Source organism: Aeromonas veronii, assembly GCA_041319085.1.
GTDB classification, from domain to species: domain Bacteria; phylum Pseudomonadota; class Gammaproteobacteria; order Enterobacterales; family Aeromonadaceae; genus Aeromonas; species Aeromonas veronii_F.
The window spans coordinates 3,381,173-3,400,174 of the sequence record CP101033.1; the positions used below are offsets into that span (position 1 = coordinate 3,381,173).

Sequence of the window (19,002 nt, forward strand, 5' to 3'; positions counted from 1 at the left end):
CCTAATAAACCTACGTTGATGATGAACATGAGCATTACTGACAACCTGAAAATTGCCGGTCAATACTGTCTGCCCAAGCACGCCCTCTCCCGTCTGATCGGCAAATTTGCCGCCGCCGAAGCGGGTAACATCACCACTAAGGTGATCGAGGCCTTTATCAAGCAGTATCAGGTCGATATGAGCGAGGCGCTGCACGAGAGTCCGGCCCACTACAAGAGCTTCAACGCCTTCTTCACCCGCGAGCTCAAGCCCGGCATCCGCCCGGTGGTTGACGATGCCATGACTCTGGCACTGCCGGTAGATGGCACCGTCAGCCAGCTCGGCCCCATCCAGCAGGGCCGCATCATTCAGGCCAAGGGCCACGACTACAGCGCCCGCGAGCTGCTGGGTGGCTATGAGGATCTGGTTGCGCCGTTCAAGGATGGCGACTTTGCCACCATCTATCTGGCGCCCAAGGATTACCACCGCATCCATATGCCGCTGGACGGCGTGCTGGAGAGCATGGTGTTCGTGCCGGGGGATCTCTTCTCCGTCAACCCGCTCACCGCCGAGAACGTGCCGAACCTGTTTGCCCGCAACGAGCGGGTGGTGGCCACCTTCCGCACCCCGCACGGCCCGATGGCGCTGGTGCTGGTCGGCGCCACTATCGTCGCAAGTATCGAGACCATCTGGGCTGGCAACATTGCGCCGACCAAAGAGAAGAAGGTGGTGCGCTGGGACTACAGCGGCGACGAGGCCATCACCCTGCAGAAAGGCGCCGAGATGGGCCTGTTCAAGCTGGGCAGCACAGTCGTCTGCCTGTTTGGCCCGGGCATGCTGGCCGGGTTCGAACCCCATCTGGCCAACGGGGTCACCACCCGCATGGGTCAACCCTTTGCCAAGCTGGCGGAGCAGGCATGAGCGCAGAACAGCCGACCCCGGCGCAGAAAAACAACCCACTACACGGGCTGACTCTGGAAGCCATCGTCACCGCGCTGGTCGAACACTATGGCTGGGAAGAGCTGGGGCAGCAGATCAATATCCGCTGCTTCACCGATAATCCCAGCATCAAGTCCAGCCTGAAGTTCTTGCGCAAGACCCCCTGGGCTCGGGAGAAGGTCGAAAGCCTCTATCTGTATGTGCAACGCAAGCAGACCAAACAGAAAGGCTCCGACAGTGTTTAAATCCGGCCTGACATCCCTGCGCAAGACGCACAGAGCTCGGGAGAAGGTCGAAAGCCTCTACCTCTACGTCCAGCGCAAGCAAGCCAAATCGAAGAAGGAAGGGCAAGATGGCCTTTAAGATTACGTACACCTATAAAAAACAGGCCAAAGAGATCGGCTACGCGAACGACAAGTTCCGCAGCATCTACGACGCCATCGCCGCTGCTGAAGGGCTGGATCTCACCAGTTTTCACGCCATGGAGGCCCAGCTGGCTCAGGTTTGTCGCCGTGACAAGAAAAGCGTGAAGGATTACCAGGAGAACTACTTCAAAGAGTTGGGTTTCTCCAACATCGTCATTGAGCGGGATCTGCAGGAGTAACCATGCGCACCTTGACTCTGATGGCCGCCTCTCTGCTGCTGGCGGCATGCAGTACCCCGGAGCAACATCTGGTTGGCAGCGATCGCGACAGCCACGGCTGTATCGGCAGTGCGGGCTATCAGTGGTCAGCGCTGACTGGCAAATGTGTGCGCCTGTTTGAAGAGGGTATCCGGCTCAATCCAACCGACACCAGCCAGACCAGCAGCGCCTTCGTGCTGTTCAACGCCGACCAGACGCAGTCCGAACTGCATCTGCCAAGCGGCGAGCAGCACCTGCTGACCCGTCAAGGTGCGGAGGGCAACTGGTCGTGGCAGGGCAGCGGCTACACCCTCTTTATCTGGAAGGGTTATGTGCTCAAGTCCGGTGACAAGGTGCTCTATCACGGGGAATAACCCCGAGGGATAGCGCACTGCGTGGTATCGGTGCGATACACGCGAACAAAAATGCCGACCCTGTGGTCGGCATTTTTGTATCTGACACAACCGGTTATCAGGCGCGGCTGAGGTAATCCGCCTGCCCCACCCACTTGTAGCTGGTGAGCTCGGTCAGCCCCATGGGGCCACGGGCGTGCAGCATCTGGGTCGACACCGCCACCTCGGCCCCCAGCCCAAACTGGCCGCCATCGGTGAAACGGGTGGAGGCGTTCACATAGACCGCCGCCGAACCGGCCCCGTTGATGAAACGCTCGGCGTTGGCCAGATCGTTGGTCAGGATGGCATCGGAGTGGCCGGCGTTGTGCTCGCGCATATGGGCCAGCGCCTCGTTCACATCCGCTACCAGCTTGACCCCCAGGGTCAGACCCAGCCACTCGGTATCGAAATCCTCCGGCCCCGCCTCGCACAGGTTGTCGGCACCCGCCAGCAGCGTCATGGCGTTGGGCGCGGCCACCAGCGTCACCTTGCGCTCGTTCATCAGCGTCACCAGCTGCGGCAGGAAGGTGGCTGCCACCTTCTCGTGCACCAGCAGGGTATCGAGGGCATTGCAGGCGGAGGGGCGTTGTACCTTGGCGTTGTCGATAACCGCCAGAGAGCGCACCAGATCTGCACTCTCGTCGACGAAGATATGGCTGATACCGAACCCGCCGATGATGACCGGGATGGAGCTGTTCTCCTTGCACATCTTGTGCAAGCCGGCACCACCGCGCGGGATAATCATGTCCACATAGCGGTCGAGGCGCAGCAACTCGCCAACCAGCGCCCGATCCGGGTTGTCGATGTACTGCACCGCCGCCTCGGGCAGACCGGAGGCCGCCAAGGCATGCTGAATTACACGCACCAGCTCCAGATTGGAGTGGAAGGTCTCGCGCCCGCCGCGCAGTATGCTGGCATTGCCAGTCTTGAGGCAGAGGCTGGCGATATCGATGGTGACGTTGGGGCGCGCCTCGTAGATGACGCCGATAACCCCGATGGGCACCCGACGACGGGAGAGGCGCAGGCCATTTTCCAGCACCCGGCTATCCATTTCGGCACCGACCGGATCGTCCAGCGTGATCACCTTGCGCACATCCGACACAATCCCGGCCAACCGAGCCGGATTGAGCAGCAGGCGATCCAGCATGGCTTCTGACAAGCCAGCCTCACGGCCGGCGGCAATATCTTTCGCGTTGGCTGCGAGGATCTGTTCACTGCGCGCCTCCAGCTCGTCGGCGATGGCGGCCAGCGCCCGATGCTTCTGCGCCGTGCTGACGGTGCCAAGCTGATAGGCGGCTTCACGGGCCGCCTGCCCCATTTTCTCCAGACTCATCTCGGTTCCCTTTTGTTCATGCCGTGCCGCCCTGATTAGAGCAGCACCATATCGTCTCGATGGATGGCTACTGAACCATATCCATAGCCCAGTACCTGCTCAATCTGATCCGAGTGGACGCCACGCAGCTTCTCCAGCTCCAGATGGTCGTAACGGCAGATACCGCGCGCCAGCTCAGCGCCCTTGGGATCAAGAATGCGCACCACATCGCCCCGAATGAAGTCGCCCTTGACCGCAACGATCCCCTTGGGCAGCAGGCTGGAGCCTTTTTCCTTCATGGCGGCCACTGCGCCCTGATCCACATGCACTTCGCCGTGAGGCGGTGGGCCTGCCAGGATCCAGCTCTTGCGCCCTTCCAGCGGGGACGCCAGCGCCGGGAACAAGGTGCCAATCCGCTCGCCCTTGGCGAGACGGCCGATCACCTCCGGCATCTGGCCGGTCGCAATCACCACGTTGACGCCGGCGCGACGTGCCACATCGGCCGCCTGCAGCTTGGTGGCCATACCGCCGGTACCGAGGCCGCTGACACTGTCACCTGCCAGCGAGCGCAGGGTATCGTCGATGGTTTGCACCTCTTCAATAAGCTGGGCATCGGGATTGGTGCGCGGATCGGCGGTAAAGAGCCCCTTCTGGTCAGTCAGCAGGATCAGTAGATCCGCATCCGCCAGGATGGCGGCACGGGCGGAGAGGTTGTCATTGTCACCGACCTTGATCTCGGCGGTCGCCACCGCATCGTTTTCGTTGATGACCGGAATAATGCGGTGATCGAGCAGGGTGCGCATGGTGTCGCGGGCGTTGAGGTAACGCTCCCGATCTTCCAGATCGGCGCGGGTCAGCAGCATCTGGCCGATATGCAGACCGTAGAGGTTGAACAGATCCTGCCATACCCGAATAAGCTGGGTCTGACCAACCGCCGCCAGCATCTGCTTGTTGGGCAGGGTTGGCGCCAGTGGCGGGTGACCCAGATGTTCACGCCCGGCGGCGATAGCCCCTGATGTGACGACCACGACCCGATGGCCGTGACGGTGCAAGGCCGCACACTGTCTGACCAGCTCGACCATATGGGCACGATTGAGCTGGGAAGACCCCCCTGTGAGCACGCTGGTGCCCAACTTGACGACTATGGTTCTGTTTTCCATGGGAGCATAAAGGCTAAAAAAGTAAGGAATATCTTTATACCCACGGCCATGGTGCCCTGCAAGGCAATTAACGCCGGGGTGAGGAGATGGGGCAAAGGCCCGAATGATTGCGGTCGGAAGGGGAGATGGCTGACTGATGGCCCGGCAAGCAGCGGGGTGCTGCTCGCCGGGCATCAGGGATCAGGCGGCGGTCACGGTCAACTCATTGGTGACCTGATCCGCTGGCGCTAACTGGCACTCCAGTGCCGTCAGTTTGTCGCTGATGAGCTTGTAGAAACGGTTGAGGGTCCGCTCTACTTCTACCTGGTGCTTCTTGGGGATCGGCTTGTCCAGCCACTCGCCATCAGCATTGTAGAAACCGAACTGATAGTGGTAACGGAAATGGTGATCGTCCTGCTCCAACACCAGCCACCAGCCCCAGAACTCCCGTTTGTCCGGCGCCGGCTTGGCGCTGACGCAAACCGACAGGCAATCGAAACGATAACGCCCCTCTTCGCAGAGATCTTCGCGCAAATAGGGGCCAATGGCAGCAAACTGCCGCAGCAGTCGCTTGTAGGTCACTCTTTCAGACATGTTAACCTCCCTGTTAAACAAGCCGCGCCACCTCGGGATGACGTCAGTTCTTTAGCGCAATGTCAGGTACACAAATGCTGTTTCAGCCACTCGACGATTTCGTCCAGCGCCTTGTCATACACCTCCAGCAAAGGCTGTTTGTCGAAAACGATGGCCTTACCGTTACGACTGGCCGCCGCCAATGCCCGTACATCCTGCTCGGGACAAATAAAATCTCGCTTGTGTCCAATACTCAATATTGGCACTGAGGTGCGAGTCCCCAGTAATCCTTGTGTTTTCAGTGAAAATACCTGGCACTTGGTGCGCATGCCGTCCCACTGGGCCGCATCGGCCCCCAACCGGTTGGCCAGACTGTCCCGCATCATGCGCGGACACTTGGCAAACAGCTCCTGATTGGTAAACACCTGATTGACACCGGCGCCGACACAGACCACGGTCCGCAGCTTGAAGGGTTCGATAAAGGCCAATCTGGCGGCGATATTGCCCGCCAGACGCATCCCCACCATGGCAATACGCTGATGATCGACCCAGGCCACTTCGGAGAGGTAGTGCAGCACCGCCTGATGGAGACGGCTGGTATCCTGCACCAGCGGCCAATGCTCGGCATAACCGACCCCGGGCATGTCGAGGGAGAGCATGCCGATGCCGTTGGGCTCGAGCCGCTTGAGATAGAAGTTGAGGAAATCGAGCTGCAGCGAGTCGATGCCGCCGCTGATGATCACCAACGGCACCGGTTTGTCGGTGGTAGGCAGGTGGAGATAACCCTGAATATGCTTGCCGCGAAAGGGCACCTGGATCTCTTTGAGCGGCACCTTGAACAGCCGACCCGCCTCGCGATAGGCCATGTTGCCGAGCAGTTGGGCCTGATCCGCCAGCTCATCGTCCTTGAGATGGGGATAGCTGGCGATGGAGTAGTAGCGCACCGCCTTGAGCAGCAGCTTCAGGGCGCCAGCGGCATCCCCCTGCTCGCGCAGTTCGCGGCCCTGCTTGAAATAGTTGCCAGCCACCTGGCTCCACTCGTAGATCCAGTTGCCGGGCACATAGCCCTTGATGGTATCGAGATAGCAGTCATGGGTGCGCTCGCCGGTCGCCATGGCGATGCGGGCCAGGATCTGCTCCACCTCGATGGGATCTGCCCCCTGCCAGGCCCAGGATGGGCGGCGCAGCAGGCGATACCAGCTCTTTGACATGGAGCCATCGATAAACATCTCGTCTGACGCGGCCTCCGCCAGATCAGCCGCACTGGAGTTGGAGATCTCGGATGTTTCCAATACCTTCTTGACGCGGGTAAAGAGCTGTTCGGTCAGGTTTAGGTCGTCGTTCAAGTCCAAGATAATGTCTCATTCATATCAGGCAATGGCCCATCTTAACCACTTTTAGCGCCACTCAGCCACCCCGCAACAGATTGATAGACAAAAAACAGGGCTCCTAATTGGAGCCCTGTGAAACCATTAAAGCCGGTTGCGGCCAATGGACGCGGTGAGCGTCACATCACAATTCCGTTACTTTTCGTCGCAGATCGGTGTAGCGAACTCCAGCGCCATATCCCACGGCTGTTCGATCCAGGTATCCTGCGGGATCGCCACTTCGAAATCGTCCAGCAGCGCTTCGCCCATCGGCTTGGCGAAAATCGCGATGAACTTGGCTTTCGGGTAGAGCTCGCGGATCGCCTTGGCGGTGGTGCCGGTGTCCACCAGATCTTCCACCACCAGCCAGCCTTCGCCGTCACCGGCGGTGGTCGCGCCCTTCACGACCACCAGCTCACGCTGGCTGTCGTGGTCATAGCTGGAGATGCAGAGGGTTTCCACATTACGAATGCCAAGTTCACGGGCCATCAGGGCTGCGGGCACCAGACCACCGCGGCTGACCGCGATGATACCTTTCCACTGGCTGACAGGCAGCTGACGACGGGCCAGACGGCGAGCTTCACGTTGCAGGTTGTCCCACGACACATAGAACTTTTTCGGCATGTTATCGATCTCAAATAGTTATTTAAAAACAAAAACTTAAAATAATGACATCCGCAATTTTCCCTGCAAATGCCAGTAAATGGCGGCCCTTGCCAGACTGAATTCAGATTGCACGTCGGCTGCCTCAGGGCTGAGCCTCGGCAGCAAATCTGATAACAATGGAAGCAAGATGGGCGTATCCGGCGATCGGTTAGAAGAAGTGTCCAAACCGCGGACAGGCTGTTGGGCCGATATGATAGCACCGTTTACAGAGAAAAAGCCTGGCAAACGTATGCCAAAAACAGGAAAAATCGACATCACCCTCTCCATTCGACACACCTTAAGAGCCAAACGACCAACCTGCCGTCCCAGCTGCCGAGCCCAAATGGGCTGTGAGGCAAATCGCAGATAAAAAAATAGCAGGGGGAGGATTTACCTCACGCACCTGCTGCTTTCTCGCCTCTGCCTGGTTGGGCAGCTCGTCTTAGCGACGAGTGACGAAGGGGTTAGGGTAGCTGAAACCCTGGGTATACAAAGAAGGGGCAAACCAATAGGTTGAGTTGCTGCCTGGCATATTGAAACTCCTGATTGCTTAACAAGTTACGTACCTTTATGCGGGCTCAAATCCTTGAACAAACACTCGGTTCCATGGAGGCGCACTTGCTTTGCTTCGGTTCCCTGGAGGCTTTCATCGTCATCCTGACCGGTGGCGAACCACGGGAGCTAATTTACCAGTCGGCGCGTTAAATTCAATATTTTTGAGAGGTGGATCACATAATTTCTTTTCTATCGGCCAGCATCGTCCGAACCTGACGATCGTACTGCCTGATTGCCATCAGGCCAGCATAACCTGCCTGCGATTTGCGCTGATTGCTCACATTTTTATGTGATTGACTGTATTATCGTTACCCTCTTCCTCGGCCCGCTGATTGGGCCCTGTTTATTCCGTGCTGGTAAGGAGTCCCGACGTGGCACAGCTTAGCTCTCTCTCTCCCAAACTGATTTGGCATTTCTTCGAACAGATCTGCTCCATTCCCCACCCTTCCAAGCATGAAGCCAAACTGAGCGCCTGGATCATCCAATGGGCCCAAGGGGAAGGTCTGGCGGTCAAGCAGGACAAGGTCGGTAACATCATTATCAAGAAACCGGCCACCCCGGGGATGGAAAATCGCAAAGTCGTGGTGCTGCAAGCGCACATCGACATGGTGCCGCAGGCCAACTCCGACACCCAGCACGACTTCACGACCGACCCCATCGATGCCTATGTGGATGGCGAGTGGGTCACTGCCCGTGGCACCACCCTGGGTGCCGACAACGGCATCGGTATGGCCGGTTGCCTGGCGGTGCTGGCTGACAAGACCATCAAGCACGGCCCGCTGGAAGTGCTGCTGACCACTGACGAAGAGACCGGTATGACCGGCGCTTTCGGTCTGGAAGCGGGCTGGCTGGAAGGCGAAATTCTGCTCAACACCGACTCCGAAGAGGATGGCGAGGTCTACATGGGCTGCGCTGGCGGTGTAGATGCCAATATCCGCTTCCCGCTCGAGCTGGTTGACGTGAGTGAAGGCGAAGCGCTTGAGCTGGCGGTCAAAGGGCTGCGTGGTGGCCACTCCGGTTGCGACATCCATCGCGGTCGTGGCAACGCCAACAAGCTGCTGGTGCGCCTGCTCAAAGCAGCCGAACCGCTGGGTATCCGTCTGGCCGAGATCCACGGTGGCACCCTGCGCAACGCCATCCCGCGCGAAGCCCGTGCCACCCTGCTGGTGCCTGCGGCCAGCGTGAGCGAGTTCAATGCGCTGGTTGACCGCTACACCGGTATCTACCAGACCGAACTGGCCGCCACCGAGCCGAACCTGACCGTGCTGGTCAACAACGCCGCCAAACCGGCCAAGCTGATGAGCGTCTCCCTGCAGCAGCGCCTGCTGGATGCCCTGATGGCCTGCCCGAACGGCGTGATGCGTATGAGCGATGCCATGCCCGGCGTGACCGAAACCTCCACCAACCTGGGGGTCATTAAGACGCAAGATGGCGAAGTGTACGTCCAGTGCCTGATCCGCTCCCTGATCGACTCCGGCCGCGAGAGCATCGAGCAGATGACCCGCTCCCTGTTCACCCTGGCGGGCGCCAGCTGCGAATTCACCGGTGCCTATCCGGGTTGGGCGCCGAACGTGGACTCCCCCGTCATGGCGCTGGTGCGGAGCAGCTACCAATCGCTGTTTGGCACCATGCCCAACGTCATGGTGATCCACGCCGGCCTCGAGTGCGGTCTGTTCAAGAGCGCCTATCCGGAGTGGGACATGGTCTCCTTCGGCCCGACCATCCGCGGTGCCCACTCCCCTGACGAGAAGGTACATATCCCGGCGGTCGAGCGTTTCTGGCAGTTGCTGGTACACGTGCTGGAAGCCATTCCGGCCAAGTAAGCCAGCCCTGATTAAACGCCAAAACAAAAGCCCCGCACTGCTGCGGGGCTTTTTATTGTCAGTTGTGCTGGTCAGCGTGGCTTTTGCGCTTAACGAATGCCGCGTGCCTCGCGGATCCACTCCCAGGCTTGCTGGATCTCCTGGGTCTTCTCCTTGGCCATCTCCATCATCTCCGGCGGCAGCCCTTTGGCGGCCAGCTTGTCCGGGTGATGCTTGCTCATCTCCTTGCGGTAGGCGCGCTTGATATCCTGATCGCTGTCACTCTCGCTCACCCCCAGCAACTGGTAGGCATTCTTGAGGCGATCCGCAGAGGGTGCCGCCTGCCGATACTGCTGGCCACCGGAATGGCCTCCCTGATACTGGCCATGGGCCTGATTGAAGAAGTTCATCTGCGCTTCGGCCATCGCCAGAATGCGGGCCAGCTCGATGCGGCTGAACCCCAGCTCGTCGGCGATGGTATGAAGAATGGCGCGCTCGCCCTCCTCTACCCGCCCGTCGGCAAAAGCGGCCTGCAGTTGTACTTCCAGAAAGAAGCGCAGAATGTCGCGCTGCCCGAGGCTGGCGCGACGAAACTCGGCCAGGGTCTCGCGCAGCGGGAAGTCGGCCTCTTTACCGAGACGAAACGACTCCTGCGCCCGGGCACGCTGATCACCGGCCAGCCGCATCCGATCCATCAGGTTGGAGGCAACCCGGATCTCCTGCTCGGTCACCTGACCGCTGGACTTGGCGATGTGGCCCATCACCGAGAAGGTGGCATGAAAGAAGACGGCTTGCTGTGCCTGACTCGGGCCGCGACGAAACGCCCCCTGCAGCCCCATGCCTCGGTCGAAACGGTGGCCAATCCACAGGCCAATCAGGGCGCCGATGATATTGCCGAGCAGAAAGCCGAAGAAGGCGCCCAGCACCTTACCCCAAATACGCATGGTTCAAGACCTCTTGAAGTTAATGAGTGCGGGCCTGGAGCTGGTCATCCAGCTCGCGCAGTCGATCGACCGTGCCGATATCGCGCCACTCGCCAGCGAGCAGGCTGCCGCCCACCCGCCCTTGCGCCATCCAGTCACGCAGCAGCGGCGCCAGTTTGCGGGCACCGCCAGCGAGACCGGCAAAGGCCGCCGGATCATATAGTCCGACCCCACTGAAGGTAAACGCTGGCGTATCCACGACTCGCCCGGCTTGCAGGGCAAAGTCCCCGCTCGGGTGCTGGGGCGGATTGGGCGCCAGCCAGAGGTGGACCAGATCCCCGCCAAGGGGCTGACTGACCAGTGTGTGATAATCGAGATCGAGCCAGGTATCGCCGTTGATCACCAGAAAAGGGGCTACGCCCAGCAGTGGCAGCGCCTGCACGATGCCACCCGCGGTCTCCAGCGCACTCTCCTCGGCTGACCAGTGGATGGTCACCCCAAGCGCACTGCCATCACCAAGGCTCTCGACCAGCTTGTGGCCGAGCCAGGCGTGGTTGATGACCAGCTCGGTCACGCCAGCTGACTTCAACTTTTCGATATGGTGGACGATGAGCGGCTTGCCCCCCACCGCCAGCAGCGGCTTGGGCAGCAGGTCGGTCAGCGGGCGCATCCGCTCGCCACGGCCAGCGGCCAGGATCATCGCTTTCATGGTTTCACTCCGGCGTTGGCCATCCCGGGCAACACCACCTGCTCCAACCACTGCCCAAAACGGGCCAGTACCGGATAGGCGCTACCGTGAGTGCGACAGACATCCACCACGTAGCCGAGGGTGCGGGGAATATCCTTGAGATAACCGGACTTGCCATCGCGATGATAGAGCCGGGTGAAGATCCCGGCCGCTTTGAGGTGGCGCTGCATGCCGGTCAGGTCGGCATCACGACGGAAACTGGCATAATCGAGCTCGCCAAGCAGACCCGCCTGTTGCAGAGTGGCAAAACCGTGGCGCATCCCTTCATCGATCACCTCGTCCGGCCAGCGCACATAGCAATCTTTGAGCAGGGAAACGAGGTCATAGGTGAGCGGCCCGATGACCATATCCTGAAAATCGATGATGGCAAGGGTGCTGCTCTCGGGGGTATCACCGCCACACACCATCAGATTGCGACTGTGGAAATCCCGGTGCATCACCCCCTGCGGCTGGGCCAGATTGCAGGCGGTGAGGCAGGCAAAGGTCTCGTCCAGCAACTGCTGCTCTTCATCGCTCAGGGTCAGTTGCAGATGATGGCCAAGCAGCCACTCGGGGAAAATGCTGTTCTCCCGCGCCATAAAAGCCGCATCAAAGGGCTCAAGCGTCAGATCGACCGACCCCAGGCGGGGCAGCAAATCAATCGCCTTGCTGTACCAGGCCAGCACATTGTGCTCATTCAGGCAGCTGATCAGCTGGGTATCGCCCAGGTCACTGACCGCCAGCAAACCCTGTTCGTAGTCCACCGCCTTCACCTCTGGCGCCAGCAGCTGACGCGCCTGCAAGGCGGCAGCGTTACGAACAAACTCATGATTTTTTTCGGTTTTAGGATTGGCATCCACCCACACCAGACCACCACCACGAGCGTAGCGGCGGAAGCTGGCATCACCGGAAATGAGGGTCAACTGAAGATTGGCATCACCGGAAATACGGCGTGCCCACTGCAATAGCAGGGAATCGCGATCGTGCATAAGTAGAGGACCAAGGTGGAAAGCAGCACTTGGCTGTTAGCCCTGGCCGCAATAATGCTTTATCATTGCCGGCTAACATAAAGCAATGACATGCAATGTCAACTCGATGAAACCTGTCGTAAAATGCATGCCTTGGATCAACCGTATCTATCACGGATTGCACGAGTCTTTCACATGACAAAATGGACACTGGGGTGCCGCTATCCCATCGCCCTGACTATCAGCCTGGCCCCCGCACTCACCTCTATGATGGTGCAGGCGGCCCCGTTCGAAGCGCCGCCAGCCACCGGCATTCTCGATAGTCTCTGCTATGACTATGTTCCCAAGATAGAGAAGCCTGCATCGGGCCAGGATGCCAACGCGCAACCGGTCGAGGTTGATGCCGACCGTCTCGAGGCCAAACAGGGCGGCACCGCCGTCTATCAAGGCGACGTCAAGGTTCGTCAGGGGGTTCGCAAGTTTGACTCCGACTATGCCCAGCTCGACCAGAAGAGCCGGGATGTCATCGCCATCGGCAACATCTATTACAACGACGGTCAGGTGACCGTCACCAGCGACAAGACCCTTAAATCGAACCTGGATACCAAGAATTCCGAACTGGAAGAGGGCAAGTATCAGGTGCATGGCTCACCGGTACGCGGCTTTGCCAAACGCGTGGTGATGACCAACAACAACCAGAACATCACCATGGAGGGGGCCCAGTACACCACCTGCCCCCCCGGTCAGGAAGTGTGGACCCTCAAGGCGGGCAGCATCGACATCGACCAGAAAGAGGTGTTTGGCGAGGCGTGGAACGCCAGCCTCTGGCTCTATGACTACCCGGTGTTCTACTTCCCCTATATCAACTTCCCCATAAAGGATGAGCGGAAGACCGGCTTGCTCTATCCGGGCTATACCCAGAGTTCCAGTAACGGTCTGGAGATCACCCAGCCCTTCTACTGGAACATTGCCCCCAACTACGATGCCACCATCACCTCGCGCTTTATGGACAAACGCGGCCTGATGGAGCAGGTGGAGTTCCGCTATATGCCGGACCCCGCCCACGCCGGCACCCTCTACTTTGAAAATCTGGCGGATGACAAGCAGTACAACGAAACGCCGAGCCTCAACCAGGCCATGTCCAATGGCCACCGCTACCTGATGAACGTCCGTCACGGCTCCGCCCTGATGGATGGCGCCCTGCGTTTGGGCATCGACTACACCCAGGTGCGGGACAAGGATTACAACTACTTCAACGACTTCAGCCCGCCAGTGGGCACCCAGGTCGACAGTCAGTTGCAGCAATCCTTTACTGCCGGCTACTACCAGCGCAACTGGAACCTTACCTCCGAGGTGCGCCGCTACCAGATCCTGATTGCGGGTGCACAGCTCCCCCACGAGATGCTGCCGCGTATCGACTACAACTACTACCAGCAAGGCAAGTGGTTCGATCTGGCCTGGAACAGCGAGCTGACCAAGTTTGGCTATGACAGTGGTAACGCTAACGCCCAGCAGGCCGGTGAACGCTATACCTCCACCCGTCTGCATCTGGCACCGACCCTGACCGTGCCGCTGGTGGATGCACCGGGTTACTACCTGACCAGTCAGTACAAGCTGATGTTTACCTCCTATAACCAGGAGGTACCCGATAATCTGGTTAGCCAGGACCGCAGCCGCTTCACTGATGCAGACAGCAAACAGCTAACCCTGAAAGAGGGCACCATTACCCGCACCCTTCCCTCTTTCCGCCTCAAGGGGGGCCTCAACTTTGATCGCTCGGTTGACTGGTATGATGGCAAGGGGACCCAGACCCTGGAGCCCGAGTTCCAGTACCTCTATGTGCCCTATCGGGATCAGAGTGAGATCGGGATCTACGACTCCACCACCACCCGTCAGGACTACTACAGCCTGTTCAGCGATCGCCGCTTTGCCGGTCTCGACCGCATCAGCGATGCCAACCGGGTTACCGCTGGCCTGACCAGCCGGGTCTATGACAATGCGGGTGATGAACGATTGCGTTTGGCGGTAGCCCAAGCCTTTGAAGTGACACCACCCAAGGTGCGTCTCTACCCGTCCGATCCGAAAAGTACCAACGCCCGCTCGCTGCTCTCGTTTGAGGGGGATGCCCGGATCACCGATGAGTGGTTTGCCCACGCGGGGACCCAGTACGACACCTCCGAGGGGGAATTTACGGCGGGCAACGGGGCGGTCGAATACCGGGCCGGCAAGCTGACCACCCAGGTCAACTACCGCTACATCAAGGACGGTAATAGAAACTACAACAACACAGCGTTGACCGAGGATTTGGACCAGGCGGGTCTGGTGATGATGGCGCCGCTCGCCGATCAGTGGCAGATGTATGGCGGTTACTACCGTGATATCAAGCAGGATGTGAACATTGACCGCAAGATCGGTGTCAAATACGACTCCTGCTGCTGGAGCATCAACATGAGCCTGGAGTGGCACAACCAGCCAGACAACGTCACCCTGAAGCCCACTTCGGAAAAAGTCATTGGTCTGCAGTTTGAAATGAAGGGACTTGGCAGCGTGGGTACCGGTGGCCGCAGTGTCACCATGGATACCGAGCTGCTGCCCTATGTTCGCCCGTTTAATCTGAAAGGCCAGCAATGATGCTGGCCCAGCCTTGAGAGATGGATATGAAAAAGACCCTGATTGCCCTGCTGACCGCGGGAATGTTCGGCGCCATGAGCCAGGCCGCACTGGCTGCGCCCGAGCTGATGGACAAGGTGCTGGCCGTGGTCAACAAGGACGTGGTGCTGTCCAGCCAACAGGACGCACTGGTCAACAAGGTAAAACTCTCCGCCCAAGAGAGCGGCCAGTCCCTGCCTGACGACGCCACCCTGCGCAAACAGGCGCTGGATCGTCTGATCCAGGAGAGCCTGCAACTGCAACTGGCGGATCGCCAGGGGCTGAAGATCAGCGATACCCAGCTGGAACAGGCTATTCAGGGCATCGCCGCCGACAACAAGATGACCCTGGATCAGCTGCGCGCCCAGCTCGCCCGTGAAGGGATGACCTATGCCCAGTATCGGGAAGAGGTGCGCCGCGAGATCCTGATGAACGAGGTGCGCCGCAATCAGGTACGCCGCCGTATCAACATCTCCGAGCAGGAGGTGAAGCAGGTGGTGGAGATCCTGAAGAAACAGGGTCAACAGCAGGATCAATACCACGTCGGTCATATCCAGATTGCCCTGCCGGACAACCCCACCGCCGCCCAGCTGGATGCCGCCAAGAGCAAGATCGAGCGCATTCTGGCTGCCCTCAAGCAAGGTGCCGACTTCCGCAAACTGGCCATTGCCGAGAGTAACGGTCCCAAGGCGCTGGAAGGGGGTGACTGGGGCTGGATGAGCCCGCAAGAGATGCCCACCCTGATGGCCGAAGCGGTACAGGGAGCCAAGAAGGGCGACATCGTCGGCCCGCTGCGCTCCGGCGCCGGCCTGCACATCGTCAAGGTATTTGACACCAAGGGTCAGCAGCAGGTGATGCAGACCGAGGTGAAGGCCCGCCACATCCTGATCAAGCCCTCCATCATCCTGAGCGAAGAGAAAGCCAAGGGGATGCTGGATGGTATTCTGCACGACATCAAGAGCGGCAAGGCCAACTTCGCCAGCATGGCGGAGAAGTACTCCGAAGATCCGGGCTCTGCGGTGCAGGGTGGCGAACTGGGCTGGTCTGATCCCAACGTCTATGTGCCGGAGTTCCGTGACATGGTCAACCGCCTGCAACCGGGCCAGATCAGTGCTCCGTTCCGCACCTCTCACGGCTGGCACATCGTGCAGGTGGAAGATCGCCGCAGCCAGGATGCCACCGACAAGGCTCAGGAGCAGCGCGCCTACCAGCTGATTTACAACCGCCGCTTCGTGGAAGAGTCCCAGGCGTGGCTGGATGAGCTGCGTGACGAGGCTTACATCCAAATCGAAGGCGCTGGGAGCTGATGAGCTGCCGTCGCCTTGCCGTTACCCCGGGCGAACCGGCCGGGATCGGTCCGGATCTGGTGCTGCAGATTGCCCAGCAGGATTGGCCCCACCAGTTGGTGGTGATCGCCGATCCGGCGCTGCTGCGCGAGCGGGCCGCCCTGTTGGGGCTGTCCATCGAGCTTGAGCTCTATGAAGCCGCCGCCCCTGCCCATCCGCAGCGGGCGGGCACCCTGACCGTCTGTCCGATCCCCCTCGGCGCCCCCGTGGTGCCGGGCGAGCTCAGCGAAGGCAATGGCGCCTATGTGCTGGCGACCCTGCAGCGCGCCTGCGATGGCAACATGAGCGGCGAATTTGCCGCCGTGGTGACCGGACCGGTGCACAAGGGGATCATCAATCAGGCCGGGGTCTCGTTCAGCGGCCACACCGAGTTCTTTGCCCAGCAGTCGGGCACCGCCGATGTGGTGATGATGCTGGCAACCGAGGGGCTGCGGGTCGCGCTGGCGACCACCCATATTCCGCTGGCCTATGTGGCAATGGCCATCACCGAGGATCGCCTCGGTAAGGTGATCCGGATCCTCAACGAGGATCTCGCCACCAAATTTGGCATCGCCAAACCCCGTATTTACGTCTGCGGCCTCAACCCCCATGCCGGGGAAGGTGGCCATCTCGGACGTGAAGAGATTGACGTGATCGAACCCGCTCTGGCCACCCTGCGCCAAGAGGGAATCGATCTGGTCGGCCCCCTGCCAGCTGACACCCTGTTCCAGGAGAAATACCTCAAGGATGCGGATGCGGTACTCGCCATGTACCACGACCAGGGGCTGCCTGTGCTCAAATACAAGGGCTTCGGCAGTTCGGTCAATATCACCCTGGGGCTTCCCTTCATCCGCACTTCGGTGGATCACGGCACCGCGCTGGATCTGGCAGGCAAGGGCCTGGCGGATTCGGGCAGCCTGATCACCGCGATTAACCACGCCATCAAGATGGTAGAGAAAATAAGATATGAGCAGTAAGGTGCAGAGCAATAAGGTGCACATGGGCCACACGGCCCGTAAGCGTTTCGGTCAGAACTTCTTGCACGACCGCTATGTGATCGACCAGATCGTCGCCGCCATCAACCCGCAGCCGGGTCAGAATCTGGTGGAGATCGGTCCGGGTCTGGCCGCGCTGACCGAACCGGTCGCCTCCCAGATGGACAAGATGACCGTGGTCGAACTTGACCGGGACCTGGCCGCTCGCCTGCGCGAGCACCCGACCCTCAAGGACAAACTGACCGTCATCGAAGCGGATGCCATGCGTTTTGACTTCGGCACTCTGATGGGTGAAGGCAAGCCGCCGCTGCGCATCTTCGGCAACCTGCCCTACAACATCTCCACCCCGCTCATCTTCCACCTGTGCGAATTTGCCGACCGGGTTGAAGACATGCACTTCATGCTGCAAAAAGAGGTGGTATTGCGGATGTGTGCCGGCCCGGGCAGCAAGGCCTATGGTCGTCTGAGCGTCATGGTGCAGTACTACTGCCAGGTTGTGCCAGTGCTGGAAGTGGGCCCGGGCGCCTTCAAACCGGCGCCGAAAGTGGACTCTGCCGTGGTACGCCTGATCCCGCACAAGAACCCGACTCTGGTCGCGAAAGACATGCGCTGCCTGAGCCGCGTCTGCACCGAGGGCTTTGGCCAGCGTCGCAAGACTATCCGCAACAGCTTCTCCAACTTCATCACCGACGCCCAGCTGACCGAGCTTGGTATCGATGGCAACCTGCGCCCGGAGAACCTCTCCCTCGAGCAGTTCGTCATCATCGCCAACTGGCTGGCGGATCAGCAACAGGCCTGATCCTGTGGCTCACCCGCACCTCGAGATCCGCCCATACCCCGTGTATGTGGCGGGCTCCAAAGACCCTTACCAGTTTCACTATCTGATCGAGATTGAGAATCTGGGGCCCGGCCCGGTGCAATTGCTGCACCGGCGCTGGCTCATCACCGATGCCAATGGCAAGATGCAGGAAGTGGCAGGCCCGGGGGTGGTCGGGGAACAACCCGTCATTGCCGAAGGTGAGACTTACCGCTACCAGAGCGGCGTGCCGCTGGCGACCCCGCTAGGGGTGATGGAAGGGAGCTATACCCTGCAAGATGGCTCTGGTCAGCCGTTCGAGGCGCCCATCGCCCCCTTCACGCTGGCCATCCCCAATATTATCAACTGAGGTTTCATGGCGAACTGTTTTGTCGGTGACATCCAGGGCTGTTACGACGACTTGCGCCGTCTGCTGGATCTAGCCGCGTTCGATCCCGATAAAGACGTGCTCTGGCTCTGTGGCGACCTGGTCGCCCGCGGCCCGGACTCCCTCAATACCCTGCGTTTCGTCAAAGGGCTGGGCAACCGCGCCGTCACCGTGCTCGGCAACCACGACCTGCACCTGCTGGCGGTCGCCGATGGCGTTGCGCCGCTCAAGAAGAAAGACAAGCTGCAGAGCCTGATGGAGGCGCCGGATCGGGATGAACTGCTGGAATGGCTGCGCCACCGCCCGCTACTGGCCGAGCATCCGGATCTCCCCATCATGATGGTGCATGCCGGTATCTCCCCGGCGTGGGATGCCCGCACCGCCCGCAACTGCGCCCGCGAGGTAGAGAGCCTGCTGCGCGGCAATCAATACCAGTGGCTGCTGCACAACATGTATGGCGATCAGCCCGATGGCTGGCAAGATGATCTGGTCGGGATCGACCGCTACCGCTACATCATCAACACCTTCACCCGGATGCGCTTCTGCTATTTCGACGGTCGTCTCGACTTCAAATGCAAGAAGGGGCCCAAGGAGTCGACTCCGGGGCTGCGCCCCTGGTTCGAACAGCGCGAGCACCATGTGGATGACCCCATTCTGGTGTTCGGCCATTGGGCGGCCCTGATGGGCAGCACCGGCAAACAGGACATCAAGGCGCTCGATACCGGCTGCGTATGGGGCAACAACCTCACCCTGTGGCGCTATGAAGATGATGCCCTGATCGCCACCCCTTGTCCCGCTTATGCCAAGTGACGACAAGAGGCTGCGTCTGAGCAATCCGCGCCTCACCCTGTGGCGCTATGATGATGACGCCTGATCGCTACCCCTTGTCCCGCTTATGCCAAGTGA

The 19,002-nt window shown here is 59.9% G+C and carries 20 protein-coding genes and 1 pseudogene; 12 read left to right on the forward strand and 9 right to left on the reverse strand.

Annotation, left to right across the window (positions count from 1 at the left end):
- Nucleotides 1-27: 27 nt before the first annotated feature.
- The 5 genes and pseudogenes from asd to NMD14_16005 all read left to right on the forward strand — a co-directional run bounded on the left by asd (nucleotide 28) and on the right by NMD14_16005 (nucleotide 1,914).
- Entirely contained in the window at nucleotides 28-900 is an 873-nt protein-coding gene (asd, locus tag NMD14_15985) for an archaetidylserine decarboxylase (GenBank protein XEI32228.1), read from the forward strand.
- Nucleotides 897-1,163 (forward strand): VF530 family protein, encoded by a 267-nt coding sequence (locus NMD14_15990; GenBank protein ID XEI32229.1) that lies wholly within the window; start codon nucleotides 897-899, stop codon nucleotides 1,161-1,163. The genes asd and NMD14_15990 overlap by 4 nt, the downstream gene beginning before the upstream one ends.
- Nucleotides 1,162-1,281 (forward strand): annotated as a pseudogene (locus NMD14_15995) (VF530 family DNA-binding protein). Before NMD14_15990 ends, NMD14_15995 begins: the two are co-directional and overlap by 2 nt.
- Nucleotides 1,271-1,522, forward strand: a complete 252-nt coding sequence (locus NMD14_16000) for a DUF2960 domain-containing protein (GenBank protein XEI32230.1) — start codon at nucleotides 1,271-1,273, stop codon at nucleotides 1,520-1,522. Before NMD14_15995 ends, NMD14_16000 begins: the two are co-directional and overlap by 11 nt.
- A 2-nt stretch (nucleotides 1,523-1,524) precedes the next feature.
- Nucleotides 1,525-1,914, forward strand: a complete 390-nt coding sequence (locus tag NMD14_16005) for a hypothetical protein (protein ID XEI32231.1) — start codon at nucleotides 1,525-1,527, stop codon at nucleotides 1,912-1,914.
- Between the two features lie 97 nt (nucleotides 1,915-2,011).
- Here the strand turns inward: NMD14_16005 and NMD14_16010 are convergent, their stop codons facing one another.
- From NMD14_16010 to NMD14_16035, 6 genes are all read right to left on the reverse strand, one after another.
- A complete protein-coding gene (locus NMD14_16010) occupies nucleotides 2,012-3,265 on the reverse strand; it encodes a glutamate-5-semialdehyde dehydrogenase (GenBank protein XEI32232.1) in 1,254 nt (417 codons plus the stop codon).
- A gap of 35 nt (nucleotides 3,266-3,300) precedes the next feature.
- A complete protein-coding gene (gene proB, locus NMD14_16015) occupies nucleotides 3,301-4,404 on the reverse strand; it encodes a glutamate 5-kinase (protein ID XEI32233.1) in 1,104 nt (367 codons plus the stop codon).
- Between the two features lie 180 nt (nucleotides 4,405-4,584).
- Nucleotides 4,585-4,977 (reverse strand): sigma factor-binding protein Crl, encoded by a 393-nt coding sequence (crl, locus tag NMD14_16020; protein XEI32234.1) that lies wholly within the window; start codon nucleotides 4,975-4,977, stop codon nucleotides 4,585-4,587.
- 62 nt (nucleotides 4,978-5,039) lie between these two features.
- Nucleotides 5,040-6,308: an esterase FrsA gene (gene frsA, locus NMD14_16025; protein ID XEI32235.1), complete on the reverse strand. Its 1,269-nt coding sequence runs from the start codon at nucleotides 6,306-6,308 to the stop codon at nucleotides 5,040-5,042.
- A 171-nt stretch (nucleotides 6,309-6,479) separates the two neighbouring features.
- Nucleotides 6,480-6,947, reverse strand: a complete 468-nt coding sequence (gene gpt, locus NMD14_16030; protein ID XEI32236.1) for a xanthine phosphoribosyltransferase — start codon at nucleotides 6,945-6,947, stop codon at nucleotides 6,480-6,482.
- A 36-nt stretch (nucleotides 6,948-6,983) separates the two neighbouring features.
- Complete coding sequence (locus tag NMD14_16035; GenBank protein ID XEI32237.1) at nucleotides 6,984-7,244, reverse strand: hypothetical protein; 261 nt, start codon at nucleotides 7,242-7,244, stop codon at nucleotides 6,984-6,986.
- Nucleotides 7,245-7,894: 650 nt separating this feature from the next.
- On the opposite strand from NMD14_16035, the gene NMD14_16040 reads away from it, so the two are divergent.
- Complete coding sequence (locus NMD14_16040) at nucleotides 7,895-9,346, forward strand: aminoacyl-histidine dipeptidase (protein ID XEI32238.1); 1,452 nt, start codon at nucleotides 7,895-7,897, stop codon at nucleotides 9,344-9,346.
- 89 nt (nucleotides 9,347-9,435) lie between these two features.
- Here NMD14_16040 and djlA read toward each other — a convergent pair whose 3' ends face one another.
- The 3 genes from djlA to NMD14_16055 are packed head-to-tail and all read right to left on the reverse strand — an operon-like array spanning nucleotide 9,436 to nucleotide 11,964.
- Nucleotides 9,436-10,269, reverse strand: a complete 834-nt coding sequence (djlA, locus tag NMD14_16045) for a co-chaperone DjlA (GenBank protein XEI32239.1) — start codon at nucleotides 10,267-10,269, stop codon at nucleotides 9,436-9,438.
- Nucleotides 10,270-10,288: 19 nt separating this feature from the next.
- Nucleotides 10,289-10,957, reverse strand: coding sequence for a nucleotidyltransferase family protein (locus NMD14_16050; GenBank protein ID XEI32240.1), 669 nt, complete (start codon nucleotides 10,955-10,957; stop codon nucleotides 10,289-10,291).
- Nucleotides 10,954-11,964 (reverse strand): phosphotransferase, encoded by a 1,011-nt coding sequence (locus NMD14_16055; protein ID XEI32241.1) that lies wholly within the window; start codon nucleotides 11,962-11,964, stop codon nucleotides 10,954-10,956. Before NMD14_16055 ends, NMD14_16050 begins: the two co-directional genes overlap by 4 nt.
- A gap of 174 nt (nucleotides 11,965-12,138) precedes the next feature.
- Between NMD14_16055 and lptD the strand changes: the two genes are divergently transcribed.
- The 6 genes from lptD to NMD14_16085 are packed head-to-tail and all read left to right on the forward strand — an operon-like array spanning nucleotide 12,139 to nucleotide 18,906.
- On the forward strand, nucleotides 12,139-14,574 hold the full coding sequence (gene lptD, locus NMD14_16060) for an LPS assembly protein LptD (protein ID XEI32242.1): 2,436 nt from the start codon (nucleotides 12,139-12,141) through the stop codon (nucleotides 14,572-14,574).
- A gap of 26 nt (nucleotides 14,575-14,600) precedes the next feature.
- Nucleotides 14,601-15,899 (forward strand): peptidylprolyl isomerase SurA, encoded by a 1,299-nt coding sequence (surA, locus tag NMD14_16065; GenBank protein ID XEI32243.1) that lies wholly within the window; start codon nucleotides 14,601-14,603, stop codon nucleotides 15,897-15,899.
- Nucleotides 15,899-16,894 (forward strand): 4-hydroxythreonine-4-phosphate dehydrogenase PdxA, encoded by a 996-nt coding sequence (pdxA, locus tag NMD14_16070; GenBank protein XEI32244.1) that lies wholly within the window; start codon nucleotides 15,899-15,901, stop codon nucleotides 16,892-16,894. The genes surA and pdxA overlap by 1 nt, the downstream gene beginning before the upstream one ends.
- Nucleotides 16,884-17,711 carry a 16S rRNA (adenine(1518)-N(6)/adenine(1519)-N(6))-dimethyltransferase RsmA gene (gene rsmA, locus NMD14_16075; protein XEI32245.1) on the forward strand — a complete coding sequence of 276 codons (828 nt, stop codon included), beginning with the start codon at nucleotides 16,884-16,886 and terminating at the stop codon, nucleotides 17,709-17,711. The genes pdxA and rsmA overlap by 11 nt, the downstream gene beginning before the upstream one ends.
- Nucleotides 17,712-17,715: 4 nt before the next feature.
- A complete protein-coding gene (gene apaG / locus NMD14_16080; GenBank protein ID XEI32246.1) occupies nucleotides 17,716-18,078 on the forward strand; it encodes a Co2+/Mg2+ efflux protein ApaG in 363 nt (120 codons plus the stop codon).
- A 6-nt stretch (nucleotides 18,079-18,084) separates the two neighbouring features.
- A complete protein-coding gene (locus tag NMD14_16085; protein ID XEI32247.1) occupies nucleotides 18,085-18,906 on the forward strand; it encodes a symmetrical bis(5'-nucleosyl)-tetraphosphatase in 822 nt (273 codons plus the stop codon).
- Nucleotides 18,907-19,002: the final 96 nt, after the last annotated feature.